This window comes from Nonomuraea typhae (assembly GCF_009760925.1).
GTDB lineage: Bacteria > Actinomycetota > Actinomycetes > Streptosporangiales > Streptosporangiaceae > Nonomuraea > Nonomuraea typhae.
The window spans coordinates 586,805-599,218 of record NZ_VRLV01000005.1; the positions used below are offsets into that span (position 1 = coordinate 586,805).

General features: G+C 70.5%; 13 protein-coding genes. 8 read left to right on the top strand and 5 right to left on the bottom strand.

What is annotated here, in order from left to right:
- Positions 1-55: 55 nt before the first annotated feature.
- Positions 56-586: a C40 family peptidase gene (locus FVE25_RS22230; protein WP_157248918.1), complete on the bottom strand. Its 531-nt coding sequence runs from the start codon at positions 584-586 to the stop codon at positions 56-58.
- Positions 587-666: 80 nt separating this feature from the next.
- Entirely contained in the window at positions 667-1,671 is a 1,005-nt protein-coding gene (locus FVE25_RS22235; RefSeq protein WP_157248919.1) for a GH25 family lysozyme, read from the bottom strand.
- Between the two features lie 255 nt (positions 1,672-1,926).
- Between FVE25_RS22235 and FVE25_RS22240 the strand changes: the two genes are divergently transcribed.
- Genes FVE25_RS22240 through FVE25_RS22250 form a run of 3 tightly spaced genes read left to right on the top strand, consistent with a single transcriptional unit; the run spans position 1,927 to position 4,094 of the window.
- Positions 1,927-2,862, top strand: a complete 936-nt coding sequence (locus FVE25_RS22240; RefSeq protein WP_157249065.1) for an ATP-binding cassette domain-containing protein — start codon at positions 1,927-1,929, stop codon at positions 2,860-2,862.
- The gene (locus FVE25_RS22245) at positions 2,843-3,589 is read left to right on the top strand and encodes an ABC transporter permease (RefSeq protein WP_157248920.1); all 747 of its coding nucleotides are present in this window, start codon (positions 2,843-2,845) and stop codon (positions 3,587-3,589) included. The genes FVE25_RS22240 and FVE25_RS22245 overlap by 20 nt, the downstream gene beginning before the upstream one ends.
- Positions 3,590-3,608: 19 nt before the next feature.
- The gene (locus FVE25_RS22250) at positions 3,609-4,094 is read left to right on the top strand and encodes a DinB family protein (protein ID WP_157248921.1); all 486 of its coding nucleotides are present in this window, start codon (positions 3,609-3,611) and stop codon (positions 4,092-4,094) included.
- Positions 4,095-4,099: 5 nt separating this feature from the next.
- Here FVE25_RS22250 and FVE25_RS22255 read toward each other — a convergent pair whose 3' ends face one another.
- Positions 4,100-5,185, bottom strand: coding sequence for a calcium:cation antiporter (locus FVE25_RS22255; protein WP_219825599.1), 1,086 nt, complete (start codon positions 5,183-5,185; stop codon positions 4,100-4,102).
- A 112-nt stretch (positions 5,186-5,297) separates the two neighbouring features.
- Between FVE25_RS22255 and FVE25_RS22260 the strand changes: the two genes are divergently transcribed.
- The 4 genes from FVE25_RS22260 to FVE25_RS22275 all read left to right on the top strand — a co-directional run bounded on the left by FVE25_RS22260 (position 5,298) and on the right by FVE25_RS22275 (position 8,044).
- Positions 5,298-5,747, top strand: coding sequence for a MaoC family dehydratase N-terminal domain-containing protein (locus tag FVE25_RS22260; protein ID WP_157248923.1), 450 nt, complete (start codon positions 5,298-5,300; stop codon positions 5,745-5,747).
- Position 5,748: 1 nt separating this feature from the next.
- Positions 5,749-6,177, top strand: a complete 429-nt coding sequence (locus FVE25_RS22265; RefSeq protein ID WP_157249066.1) for a MaoC family dehydratase — start codon at positions 5,749-5,751, stop codon at positions 6,175-6,177.
- A gap of 54 nt (positions 6,178-6,231) precedes the next feature.
- Entirely contained in the window at positions 6,232-7,263 is a 1,032-nt protein-coding gene (locus tag FVE25_RS22270) for a UDP-N-acetylmuramate dehydrogenase (protein WP_219825600.1), read from the top strand.
- A 214-nt stretch (positions 7,264-7,477) separates the two neighbouring features.
- Positions 7,478-8,044: a TMEM165/GDT1 family protein gene (locus tag FVE25_RS22275; RefSeq protein WP_157248924.1), complete on the top strand. Its 567-nt coding sequence runs from the start codon at positions 7,478-7,480 to the stop codon at positions 8,042-8,044.
- On the opposite strand, the gene FVE25_RS56365 is transcribed toward FVE25_RS22275, so the two are convergent.
- Together FVE25_RS56365 and FVE25_RS53915 are read right to left on the bottom strand one after the other, a co-directional pair.
- The gene (locus tag FVE25_RS56365) at positions 8,045-10,903 is read right to left on the bottom strand and encodes an ATP-binding protein (protein ID WP_281367875.1); all 2,859 of its coding nucleotides are present in this window, start codon (positions 10,901-10,903) and stop codon (positions 8,045-8,047) included.
- A gap of 123 nt (positions 10,904-11,026) precedes the next feature.
- Positions 11,027-11,173 carry a hypothetical protein gene (locus FVE25_RS53915; RefSeq protein WP_181019668.1) on the bottom strand — a complete coding sequence of 49 codons (147 nt, stop codon included), beginning with the start codon at positions 11,171-11,173 and terminating at the stop codon, positions 11,027-11,029.
- Between the two features lie 148 nt (positions 11,174-11,321).
- Between FVE25_RS53915 and FVE25_RS22285 the strand changes: the two genes are divergently transcribed.
- Positions 11,322-12,362 (top strand): hypothetical protein, encoded by a 1,041-nt coding sequence (locus FVE25_RS22285; RefSeq protein ID WP_157248926.1) that lies wholly within the window; start codon positions 11,322-11,324, stop codon positions 12,360-12,362.
- Positions 12,363-12,414 lie beyond the last annotated feature (52 nt).

Genomic DNA, 12,414 nt, shown 5'->3' on the forward strand with positions numbered 1-12,414 from the left:
CCCCAGCACTCTCAATTTTCCCGGCTGACCCCACGCGCTCCTCGCGTCAGTCGCGTCAGTAGCGGTAGTAGCCCGCGAAGCCCTTCTTACTGCTGATCTCGTCGATGCGGACCACGGAGCCGGTCTCGGGGGCGTTCATCATCTTCCCGCCGCCGAGAAAGATCCCGACGTGGTGCGTCTTGATACGCTTTTTCGTGATTTTTCCGAAATAGACGAGGTCGCCGGGCCGCGGATCCGACACCCGGTACATCCGCCGCACATGGTCGTTGGTGTTCCCCGGCCCCAGCACGTCGGCCCCGTGCGCCAGCGCGTAGACCCATCGGGTGAACCCGGAACAGTCCAGCCCCTCCGTGTCCGCGGCCGGGCAGGGTTTGATCTTGCCCTTGTAGCCCAGGCAGGTCCCCTTGGAGGGGCCCGGATCGGCGGCGTGCCCGCCGCCCCACGAGTAGACGATGTCCCGCCCCTCGATCTCATAGGCGAGCCGGACGATCTCCGGCGCCACGTACTGCCGGATGGGTGCCGAGGCGGTGGCCAGCAGAAGCAACAGCCCGAGCGCAGGCAGCACCCGCCGCGCCCACCCCGGCATCTCCCACACCCCCGATTTACCCAAAACCATCCTAAATCGGGGTCAATTCTCGCCTACTACACGAAAGATCGCGCAGAAGGTCACCGGGCCTTCAGGTCCAGCTCCACCGTCCCCACCGTGAACCGCATCCCCACGACGCCCTTGGCCCGCGGCTTGGTGGTGAACGTCAGCCGCACCTTCTGCCCCCGGTTCAGCTTGGCCACCCGGCACGTGACCGCCGTCCCGCTGAACTTGCACCCCGGTGCCTTGACGACCCTCTGCCCGCCGTACGCCCGACCGGAGATCTTGACGTTCGTCACGGGGTAGGGCCCGGTGTTGGCCACCGTGACCGTGTACGTGCGGCGGTTGCGGACCTGGCCCGAGACCGTCACCTCGGCCGCGGAGGTGGCCAGCTCGCGCAGCTCGGCCTCGCTGCCGTTGAAGGTGTTCTGCCCGCCGGCCAGCGTGCCCTTCTCCGCCGACTGCCAGAACGTGTGCTTCTCCCAGCCCTTCGGCAGTTCGCCGGGATCGGCGCCCCAGCGGGCCAGCCAGAGCGGGTTGGCCTTGAACTTGGCGGAGTCGCCCGTGCAGGTGCGCCACCAGCTCGTGGTGGTGTAGATGATCGCCTGGCGGCCGGTGCGCTGGTGGTAGCGCTTCGTGAAGCCCTTGATCCAGGTGACCATGTCCGCGGGGGACAGGTCGTAGCAGTTGTTCTTGCCGTTGCGCGCGGTGTACGGGTTGTCCTCGAGGTCCAGCACGCCCGGCAGGGTCACGCCGTCGCCGGTCCACCGGCCGCCGTTGGCCAGGAAGTACTCGGCCTGGGCGGCGCCGTCCGACTCGTGCGGCTGGGCGAAGTGGTAGGCGCCGCGCACCAGCCCGGCGTCGGCCGCGCCGGCGAACTGGGCGGCGAACGTGGGGCTGATGAAGTCGCCACCCTCCGTGGCCATGACGAACGCGAACTTCCCGCCGCCGGAGGCGACGCTCGCCCAGTCGATCTCGCCGGTCCAGTTGCTGACGTCGACGCCGATGACGCCGTTGGCGGCCTGGGCGGTCCCCATGCCGACACCGGCGAGGGCGAGCGCCGCCATCGCTAAGACACGCTTCATGAGGGTCCCCCTTCAGCTTGGATCGCGGCTGAGATCTTCCCGGAAGCCAGCATGGCTCGGCAAGTCAGGAAATTTCCGAGAAAGCCGGAGAAAGCCCAGCTCAGGGGCAATCTGCGAACGTATCTTCACGAAGTGTTTTCGCAGGTCAGAGGCACAATGTGAACATCACATTCGCGTTTGCTTTCGAAAGCCAACCCTGCACAAACTTAGGGAAATCCACCCGCCTCCCAAGCAAGGGGCTGTTTCGCCATGCCCATGATCAGTGCCCGGGGCCTGACCCGGAGCTTCAAACTCAAACGGAAAGAGACCGTCGAGGCGGTACGCGGCATCGACCTCGACATCGAAGACGGCCGGCTCGTCGCCTTCCTGGGTCCGAACGGCGCCGGAAAATCGACCACGCTGCGCATGCTGACCACGCTGCTGCCGCCGACCAGTGGCAGCGCGATGGTCGCCGGGCGGGACATCGCCACCGATCCGGGCGGGGTGCGCGCCCGCATCGGCTACGTCGGCCAGAAGAACAGCGCGGGCGAGCGCTACCGCGTCCGCGACGAGCTGGTCTCGCAGGGCCGCAGCTACGGCCTGACGATCGGCGAGGCCGGCCGCCGCGCCGACGAGGTGCTGGAGATGCTGGAGCTCACCTCGATGGCCGGCCGCAAGCCGGGCACGCTCTCCGGCGGCCAGCGCCGGCGGCTGGACCTGGCGATCGGGCTGGTGCACCGGCCGAAGCTGCTCTTCCTCGACGAGCCCTCGACCGGCCTGGACCCCACCGGCCGGGCCGAGGTCTGGTCGCACATCCTGCGCATGCGCGCGGCCACCGGCATGACCATCTTCATGACCACCCACTACCTCGAAGAGGCCGACGCCATGGCCGAGCGGGTGATCATCATCGACAACGGCCGGATCATCGCCGACGGCACCGCCGGGCAGCTCAAGAACGACCTGGCCGGTGACCACATCATCCTGACCACCCCGGACGCCGCCCGCGCCGCCGAACTGACCGGCGGCGAGCGCGACGGCGAGACGGTACGGCTGCGCGTGGCCAACGCCCCGGCCGCCCTGCCGGAGACCCTCCGGACCCTCGACGCGCACGAGATCAAGGTCACGGCGGCCGAGACGCGGCGCCCGACCCTCGACGACGTCTTCCTCGCCCTGACCGGAAGGAGCCTGGCCGATGACGACGTTCCTGCGTGACACCGCGATCGTCTTCACCCGCGAGTTCACCCCGTCCCGGCGCGAGCCGCTGGGGCTGATCTTCGAGATGTTGCAGCCGCTGCTGTTCCTGTTCCTGTTCGGCTCGCTGCTGCAGGGGGCGGTCGCGGGCGGCTCGTGGCAGTGGTTCGTGCCGGGCATCCTCGTGATGATGTGCCTGACGGGGCCGATGGGCTCGGGCTTCAACCTGCTGACCGAGGCGCTGGGCGGCTCGCTGGAGCGGCTCATGGTCTCGCCGCTGAACCGCGCGGCGATGCTGGTCGGCCGGACGCTCAAGGAGATGGCCGTCCTGGTGGCCCAGGCCGTCCTGATCATCCTTCTGGCGCTGCCGCTGGGCTTCGAGCTGCACGCGGTCGGCGTGCTCGCCGGATTGGCGCTGCTGGTGGTGCTGGGCGTCGGGCTGGGATCGTTGTCGTTCGTGCTGGCGCTGAAGTCGGCGCCGGACGGCACGATGTTCTACTTGGTGACGCAATGGGCGTTGTTCCCCATGCTGCTGTTGTCGGGGGTGCTGCTGCCGCTGGATTCCGGGCCCGCGTGGCTGCGGGTCATCGGCCTGGTGAACCCGGTCAGATACCTGGTGGACGCGGAACGTGCGCTCTTCGCCGGGCGGCTGAGTGATATCTCTGTCTTGTACGGCGCAGCCGCCGCCGGCCTGGTGGCCCTGATCGGTCTCTACGCCGGGACCCGGGCGATGCGCAAGGGCATCTAGTTCCCAGAGGGGTGACGCCATGTCGAGCGAGCGCGACGACCTCGTCCAGACGCTGGACAAGCACCGCGGGTTCCTCAAGCACACCGTGCAGGGACTCACCGACGAGCAGGCGGCGCTGACGCCGACGGCCAGCCAGCTGTGCCTGGGCGGCCTGATCAAGCACGTCGCGACCGTGGAGGAGCGCTGGCAGCGCTTCGCCGCCGGTGGCGCCGAGGCGATGAACAGCGCGCCGATCGACTGGGAGGGCCAGTTCCGGATGGAGGGGGAGGACACCCTGGAGGCGCTGCTGAAGCGCTACGACGAGGTGGCCGCCGCGACGACCGAGCTGGTGCGCACGCTCGACCTGGACGCCTCCCACGAGCTGCCGAAGGCGCCGTGGTTCGAGCCGGGTGCGCGCTGGTCGGTGCGCCGTGTGATGCTGCACGTCATTGCGGAGACCAGCCAGCACGCCGGGCACGCCGACATCGTGCGCGAGACCATCGACGGCCAGAAGTCGATGGGCTGACGCGGTTACGGGCTGACCGCGAGGAACAGGAAGGCGGCGAACAACACCAGGTGCACGCCGCTCTGCAGCAGAGTGGCGCGCCCTGGGACCACGGTCAGGGTGGAGACGCCGACGGTCAGCGCCAGCAGGACCATGTGGGTGCCGCCGAGGCCGAGCACCAGCGGCCCGTCCAGCCAGATCGAGGCGATCGCGATCGCCGGGATGGTCAGGCCGATGCTGGCCATGGCCGAGCCGAGCGAGAGGTTGAGGCTGATCTGGAAGTGGTCGCGCCTGGCCGCGCGCACGGCGGCGATCGTCTCCGGCAGCAGCACCAGCAGGGCGATGACCACGCCGACGACGGCGTGCGGCAGCCCGGCGCCGGAGACGGCGGCCTCGATGACCGGCGACTCCACCTTGGCCAGGCCGACCACCGCGACCAGGGCGACGAGGAGCAGGCCGAGGCTGGTCAGCGTGGTGCGGCCGGAGGGCCGGGGCGCGTGCTCGTCGGGGGCGATGGCGTGGCCGTCGTGGCTGACCGGGAGGAAGTAGTCGCGGTGCCGTACGGTCTGGGTCAGCACGAACAGGCCGTACAGCGCGAGCGAGGCGACGGCGGCGAAGGCGAGCTGCGCGGGGGAGAACGCCGGCCCCTGGGCGCTGGTGGTGAAGGTGGGCAGCACCAGGCTGAGGGTGGCGAGCGTGGCGACGGTCGCGAGCGCGCCGCCGGTGCCCTCTGCGTTGAAGGCGGCGATGCGGCGCCGCAGCGTGGCGGTGAGCATCGACAGGCCGACGATGCCGTTGCAGGTGATCATCACGGCGGCGAAGACGGTGTCGCGGGCGAGCGTGGCGGTCTTCTCGCCGCCGGAGATCATCAGGCTGACGATGAGCGCGACCTCGATGACCGTGACCGCGACCGCGAGCACCAGGGAGCCGAACGGTTCGCCGACCCGGTGGGCGATCACCTCGGCGTGGTGGACGGCGGCCAGCACGGCGCCGGCGAGCAGCACCGCGACCAGGATCACCACGGGGAGCGGCGGCTCCCGTCCCCACGTCAGGGCCAGCGCCAGGAGTGCGAGCACGGGAACGGCGATGGTCCAGTCGAGGAAACGGCGCATGTAATAGATCATGCCTTAGACGGCTTCTCTGTCCGATATGGCGGGATCGTGTTGTGGGATTGCTCACAGCGCGCCAGCGACAGCCGAACCTTGTTCTGTTACGGTCGGACGCATGGCCTTGAACCGTGATTTCGTCGGGCGGACCTATGCCTCCGCCGCGCCGTACGAGGTGAGCCGGGTGAAGATCCGCGAGTTCGCGGCGGCGATCGGCGACCACAACCCGATCTACCGAGATCGCGAGGCGGCCCAGGCGGCCGGGCACCCCGACGTCGTGGCCCCGCCGACGTTCCCCATCGTCTTCAGCCTGCAGAGCGGCGGCGAGGCGCTGGCCGACCCGGAGCTGGGGCTGAACTTCGCCATGGTGGTCCACGGGGAGCAGCGGTTCGAGTACACCCGGCCGATCCACCCGGGCGACGAGCTGGTCACCCGCTCGACGATCACCGACATCCGCAGCGCGGGCCGCAACGAGCTGCTCACCATCAAGAGCGAGGTCAGCACCGTCGCCGGCGAGCCCGTGTGCGTCACCTACAACACCATCGTCGAGCGTGGAGGGGCGGCCTGAGATGACGGCGACGGTCAAGTACGACGAGGTCGAGGTCGGCCAGCGGCTGCCCGCGGTCGAGTACCCGGTGCGGCGGCTGAACCTGGTCATGTACGCCGGCGCCTCCGGCGACTTCAACCAGATCCACTGGAACGAGCGCTTCGCCAAGACCGTCGGGCTGCCGGACGTGATCGCGCACGGCATGTACACCATGGCCCAGGGCGGGCGGTTCGTCACCGACTGGGCCGGCGACCCGGCCGCGGTCGTCGACTACGGCGTGCGGTTCTCCTCCATGGTGGTCGTGCCCGGCGACGACGCGGGCGCGACGATCACCGTCAGCGGCGTCGTCGAGGAGAAGCTGGAGGACAAGCGGGTGGTCGTGGGGCTGGAGGCCACGTCCGGCGACGCCCACGTGCTGTCCAAGGCGCGCGCGGTGGTGCAACTGGCCTGAGGCCGCACGGCCGGACGTGCCGCGCATCCCGGACGCCTCATAAGCTTGGGCCCCATGGAGATGCTGGCGCCGTATACGACGCTGGGCCTGGGCGGACCGGCCCGCGACTTCGCCGTGGCCGAGACCGCCGAGCAGATCGTCTCCCTCGTGGCCGAGGCGGACCGCGACGGGGTGCCCACGCTGGTGCTGGGCGGCGGGAGCAACCTGGTGCTGTCCGACGAGGGCTTCGACGGGCTGGTCGTGCGCGTGGCCTCGGCCGGGGTCCGGGCCGAGCGCGACGGCGACCAGATGGTGCTCACGGTCGAGGCGGGCGAGGACTGGGACGCGCTGGTCTCCCGGGCCGTCGGGGAGGGCTGGTCGGGCGTGGAGTGCCTGTCCGGTGTGCCCGGCCTGGTGGGCTCGACGCCGATCCAGAACGTCGGCGCCTACGGCCAGGACGTCTCCCAGACGATCCGCTGCGTGCGCGCCTACGACCGCAGGACCCGCCAGGTGGTGGACATCGAGGCCAGGCGCTGCGGCTTCTCCTACCGCGACAGCGCGTTCAAGCGGGATCCGTCCCGGCACGTGGTGCTCGGGGTGACCTACGCCCTGGAGCTGTCCGGCCTGTCCGGCCCGGTGGCCTACAAGGAGCTGGCCGCGCGCCTGGACGTGCCGATGGGCGAGCGGGTGGGCCTGGCCGACGTCCGCGCCGCCGTCCTGGCGCTGCGCAAGGGCAAGGGCATGGTCCTGGACCCGGCCGACCCCGACACCCGCAGCGCGGGCTCCTTCTTCACCAATCCGATCCTCACCCCCGATCAGGCCGCCGACCTGGAGCTGCGCGCCCCGGGGCACCCCCGCTGGGAGATGCCGGGCGGCCTGACCAAGGTGCCCGCCGCCTGGCTGATCGAGCAGGCCGGGTTCGCCAAGGGCTACCGCCGCGGTCCCGCCCGCATCTCCACCAAGCACACGCTGGCCCTGACCAACCCGGACGGCCGGGCGGGCGCCGGTGACCTGCTGGCGCTGGCCCGCGAGGTGCGCGACGGCGTGCGCGAGAAGTTCGGGGTCACGCTCGTCAACGAGCCGGTGATGGTCGGCTGCGCGTTGTGACCTGGGAACAATCTCCGGGCGAAGGCTGTTAAAGTAGCCGAGATATTCCGAAGGGGAGTAGTCCCAAATCGCGTGATCGACACACTGGCGCCCCGCGCGCCCGGTCACGCGGGCCTTCACGGGCGGACGAGACCTTCGGCCTGGCAGTCATGCCGGGCCGAAGAGTCGTGCGCCGACAGACGCTCCGGTCCGGTTCCAGAGGGAATGAGGACCGTTGGACGCGTTCTGGATCAGTCTTGTGGCCATTTTCGTCGCCGAGTTGGGTGACAAGAGCCAGTTGATGGCGATGACGTTCGCCACCCGTTTCAAGGCGTGGCCGGTGCTGGCCGGCATCACCATCGCCACCACCGTCGTCCACTTGTTCAGCGTCGCCATCGGCGGCCTGATCGGCGACGCCCTGCCCACCACGGCGATCTCCATCGTCGCGGGCATCGCCTTCCTCGGCTTCGCCGTATGGACCCTCAGGGGCGACGAGCTGAGCGAGGAGGAGTCGAAGAAGGCCCAGCGCACCACCAGGAACGCGATCATCGCGGTGACGGTCGCGTTCTTCCTGAGCGAGCTGGGCGACAAGACGATGCTGGCCACGATCGTCCTGGCCACGCAGCACGGCTGGGTCGGCACCTGGATCGGCTCCACGGTCGGCATGGTCGCCGCCGACGCCCTGGCCATCGTGGTCGGGCGGATGCTGGGCAAGCACCTGCCCGAGAAGGTCATCCGGTACGGCGCGGCCGCCGCGTTCGCCGTCTTCGGCGTCGTCCTCCTGGTCGACGCGATCTGGTGATCACAAAGACAGCAGGGACAGCCGATGTGCCGCCGCGGCGGCCTCGCCCCGGCTGGAGACCCCCAGCTTGGCCAGGATGTTGGAGACGTGCACGCTGACCGTCTTGGCGGAGATGAACAGCTCGGCGGCGATGTCCCGGTTGGTGCGGCCCTGGGTGACCAGGCGGAGCACCTCCAGTTCGCGGGGCGTGAGCAGCTCGGTGGAGCTCGCGGGGGCGGGAGCGGCGCCGACCCGGCGGGCCAGCATCTCGATCTCCTCGACCAGCGGGCTGGCGCGCAGGGCGACGGCCAGCGGCTGGGCCACCTTCAGGCGGGCGGCGGCGCCCTCCCTGTCGCCGGTCTGGGCGGCGATGGTGGCGGCGTGCAGCAGCGCCTTGGCCTGCGGGTGCGGGCGGCGCAGCCGTTCCCACGCGGTGGCGGCGGCGTCGAAGTCGCCGGAGAACGTCAGCCGGTACGCCTCCGCGGGCGGGCCGCTGAGCCGCAGCGCGGCGGCCACCTCGGTGGCGTGCGCGCGCACGTGCCCCGCCAGGGCGGGGTCCACGGACTCGGCCTGGTCGCACACGTGGCTGATCAGGGCGAGCAGCCGCCAGCCGAGCGCGGACTTGCTGGACTGCGTGGGCCGGGACAGGACCCGGTGGGCCACGGCCAGCGCGGCGTCCGGCTCGCCCTTCAGCAGGTGCCAGCCCATGTGCAGGCGGGTGCTCTGGGTGATGTCCTGGACGAAGTCCTCGGGGCGTTCCTTCAGCACGCCGAGCTCCGACAGCGTGCCCTCCAGCGTGCACAGGTCGCCGCGGGACAGCGCGATGTCGGCCTGCACGCGGATGATGTGGTGGCGGGTGCGCAGGCTGGGCCCGAAGCGCAGCGCCTGCTCGGTGGTCTCCAGCGCCTCGTCCCAGCGGCCCAGGAGTTCCAGCGCCTCGGCCCGGTTGTTCAGGATGAAGGCGCCGTTGGTGCGGATCGCGCCGTACTTCTTGGCCAGGCGCTCGCCTTCGTAGGACAGCTCCAGCGCTTCGTCGGAGCGGCCGAGGTCGTTGAGGGCGTCGATGTTGTTGGCGATGGCGCGCAGGATGAGGCGGGGTGAGCCGATCCGCTCGCCGATGCGCTGAGCGTTGACGTTGGTCTCGTACTGGTCGGCGCTGCCGCCGACGATGGCCTGGCCGAGGGCGAGGTTCATGAGCAGGTCGCCTTCGAGGTACTCGTCGCCGAGGTCCCTGGCGATGCGCAGGCCCTCCTCGGCCCGGGCTCTGCCCTCGTCCACCTCGCCCTGCAGCATGAGGTGCTGGCTGAGCTTCGTCAGCACCTCGGCCCGGGTCAGGCTGAGGTCGGGGACGAGCTCCAGGGCCTTGTGGAAGTCCTCGACCACGCCGAGCTTGGCCTTGGAGATCTTGAAGCCGCCCCACTTGATCATGAGCATGGCCACCCGGTCGGGCTGCGTGGCCTCGTCGAGCTCGGCCAGGGCGGCGCGCACGAACTTGACGCCGCGCTCCACCTCGGCGCTGTTGGCCGCGGCCATGGCGGCCTTCTCCAGCACGTAGGTGTGGTCGGCGTTGATCCGCGTGGCCGCGTCGGGCACCTTGTCCCAGAGCATGAGCACGCGTTCGAGCAGCGGGATCGCCTCGGCGTAGGCCCACGCCTTCATCGACTTGCGCGCCGCCTCCCAGGCGGAGATGAGCGCCCATTCGTCGTTGCGCGCGCCGTACCAGTGGTGGGCCAGCTCGACGGCGGCCCGGCCGGGCGGGACGAGCTGCCGGTTGCGGGAGATCTCCTCGGCGTAGCGGGCGTGCAGCCGCTGGTGCTCGCCCGGCAGAAGCTCCTCGTGTACGGCTTCGCGGATGAGGGCGTGGCGGAAGACGTAGGCCCGGTTGTCGGCGATCTGCAGCACGTTGCCGGCGATGGCCGGGCGCAGGGCGCTCTCCAGTTCGATGTCGGTCAGGCCGCTGACGGCGGCGAGCAGGGAGTGCCCGATCCGGGTGCCGCCCGCGGCCGCCATGCGCAGGACCCGCTGAGTCTCCTCCGGCAGGCGTTCGACGGCGCTGAGGATGAGGTCCTGCATGGAGTCGGGGAAGGCGCAGTCGCCGTCGGGGTCGTCGAGCAGCGCCTCGACGAACAGGGGGATGCCCTCGCTGCGCTCGTAGACCTTCTCGACCTTGGCGTATTCGGGGACGCGGCCCAGGATGCCGGTCATCTGCTCGGCGACCTCGTCCTGGGACAGGCGGGGCAGGTCGAGCCTGAGCACGCCGCTGACCCGGCTCAGCTCGGCCAGGACGGGGCGGAGCGGATGCTGGCGGTGCAGGTCGTCGGATCGGTAGGTGAGCACGATCAGGACCTGGGCGGCGGCGAGGTTGCGGCTGAGGAAGGCGATGAGGTCGCGGCTGGAGCGGTCGGCCCAGTGGATGTCCTCGATGACGAGGATCGTGGGGCGGCTTTCCGCCAGGCGCTCCAGAAGGGTGAGGAACTGCTCGAACAGGCGGGCGCGACCGGTGTCGGTGTCGCCGTCCACGGTGGGCTCGCCGAACTCCGGCAGCAGCCTGGCCAGGTCGCGTTCGGCGCCTTCCGGCAGGAGCGCGGCGACCTTGCGGGTGCCCTGTTCCCTGACGAGCTGCCTGAGGGCGGCGGTGAAGGGCGCGTAGGCGAGGCCGTCGGTGGACAACTCGACGCAGGCCCCGAACAGGACGTGCGCGCCGTCCTTGGCGGCCTTCTCGGCGAACCGCTGCACCAGCCGTGTCTTGCCCACTCCGGCTTCGCCGCCGAGGAGGACGGCGGTGGCCGTCCCGTGCCTGGCCGCTTCTATGGCGTCGGCCAGATGGGCGAGTTCCGCTTCCCGCCCGACGAAGACGGGACTCACCATACGTCCCAGCATGTCATCCAGCATGTCATGCCTTATCTGATGTTTTCGCCGTAATTAATGGCCGCACCAGCAGGGGTCAAGGAGGGTGTGAGGCCCGGCCGCGAGGGAGGATGCGGCCGGGCACTCGTGACGGGTTCATGGCGTACGGCGCTTGCCGAAGACCGAGCGGCGCTCGGCCTTGTTCCGGCGCTCCGCCTCGCGTACGCGGCGGTGCTCGGCGGCGAGTCGGCGAAGCTCGCTCTGGTGGGTCTTCATGAGCTGGTAGTCCAGTTCGGGATTCATGTCTCTCCTTCGTTGTCTGCACCCCTAACACTCCTCCTAAGGCCGGTCCCGCCACATCGGGCGGATGCCCTATCTCTTGCCGAACCATCGGCTCACCCCTACCTAGGGCACCCCTCCGGCATCCCTAAGGCAGGCGACCATGTGCGTCGTGAAACACATCGTGCTGCTGGGGGCGGCACTGTCGACGCTGGTCACAGGTGTTCAGGACGCGGGATGGCGGGTCGCCAGGACGGCGGACTCCACGAGCGGCGGCTACGCGGACGTCGGCGCCACCGGACCGGAGGACGCCTGGGTGGTGCGCACCGGGCTGCCGCTGCTGCGCTGGAACGGGAAGACCTGGCGGGAGTCGGGCGGTACGGCGGTGCCGTACCTGGTGACCGCGACGGGGCCGGGTGAGGCGTGGCAGTTCGTGGAGAGCCCGGCCCGGTTGGACGCGCGCCACCGGCACGGCGGGAAGTGGCACGAGCACCCGATCGCCGTGCAGGGCACGCACGCGGTCGCGGCGCTGGCCACGGGGCCGTCCGACTGCTGGGTGTCCGGGCTGCGGCTCGGCGCGCGCGGCATGGAGGACGCGGTGTGGCACTGGAGCGGCAAGGGCTGGACCGAGGTGCACACGCCGCTGCCGATCACGGACTTCGCCGCCTCCTCGCCGGCGGACGTGTGGGCGCTGAGCAGCCTGGGCGCCCAGTCCGCCGGGCACGCGGCGGCGATCCTGCGGCTGACGAAGGCGGGGTGGCGGCAGGCGCCGGTGCCGTCGATCTCGCTGCCGGGACGCTCGCGCGCCGGGGACGCCTACGCGGAACTGCACGACATCGTCGCGCTCGGCCCCCGCGAGGCGTACGCCGTGGGCGGAATCTCCTTCATCCTCGGCGAGGAGCGCATCGTGCGCGAGGCCCTGGTGCTGCGCTGGAACGGCAAGGCGTGGCTGCGCCTGCCCCACCGCCCGGCCGAGACCGCCTACACCGCGGCCGTGCCCGACGGCGCCGGCGGGTTGTGGCTGGCCACGCGCCGCCAGGACCGCCCGGACGTGCTCACCCGCTACACCTCCGGCCGCTGGACCCAGACCGCGATCGGGAAGAACGTCACCGTCACCGGCCTGGCCAACGTGCCCGGGACCAGGAAGATGTGGGCGACGGCCGAGACGGACGAGGCGGGAGTGGCGCGTCAGCTGATCCTCACCTATCCGTGACTGTTCCGGTTTGGAGCTTGCGTGCCCGGTCGGCGATGCTGTGGGGGTGTCA

Bases quoted from the DNA above. Each gene is read 5' to 3' on its own strand.
- FVE25_RS22250 (WP_157248921.1), top strand. From the start codon at position 3,609: ATGTCGAGCGAGCGCGACGACCTCGTCCAGACGCTGGACAAGCACCGC.
- FVE25_RS22270 (WP_219825600.1), top strand. From the start codon at position 6,232: ATGGAGATGCTGGCGCCGTATACGACGCTGGGCCTGGGCGGACCGGCC.
- FVE25_RS22230 (WP_157248918.1), bottom strand. From the start codon at position 586: ATGCCGGGGTGGGCGCGGCGGGTGCTGCCTGCGCTCGGGCTGTTGCTT.
- FVE25_RS56365 (WP_281367875.1), bottom strand. From the start codon at position 10,903: ATGCTGGGACGTATGGTGAGTCCCGTCTTCGTCGGGCGGGAAGCGGAA.
- FVE25_RS22235 (WP_157248919.1), bottom strand. From the start codon at position 1,671: ATGAAGCGTGTCTTAGCGATGGCGGCGCTCGCCCTCGCCGGTGTCGGC.
- FVE25_RS22265 (WP_157249066.1), top strand. From the start codon at position 5,749: ATGACGGCGACGGTCAAGTACGACGAGGTCGAGGTCGGCCAGCGGCTG.
- FVE25_RS53915 (WP_181019668.1), bottom strand. From the start codon at position 11,173: ATGAATCCCGAACTGGACTACCAGCTCATGAAGACCCACCAGAGCGAG.
- FVE25_RS22260 (WP_157248923.1), top strand. From the start codon at position 5,298: ATGGCCTTGAACCGTGATTTCGTCGGGCGGACCTATGCCTCCGCCGCG.
- FVE25_RS22255 (WP_219825599.1), bottom strand. From the start codon at position 5,185: ATGCGCCGTTTCCTCGACTGGACCATCGCCGTTCCCGTGCTCGCACTC.
- FVE25_RS22240 (WP_157249065.1), top strand. From the start codon at position 1,927: ATGATCAGTGCCCGGGGCCTGACCCGGAGCTTCAAACTCAAACGGAAA.
- FVE25_RS22245 (WP_157248920.1), top strand. From the start codon at position 2,843: ATGACGACGTTCCTGCGTGACACCGCGATCGTCTTCACCCGCGAGTTC.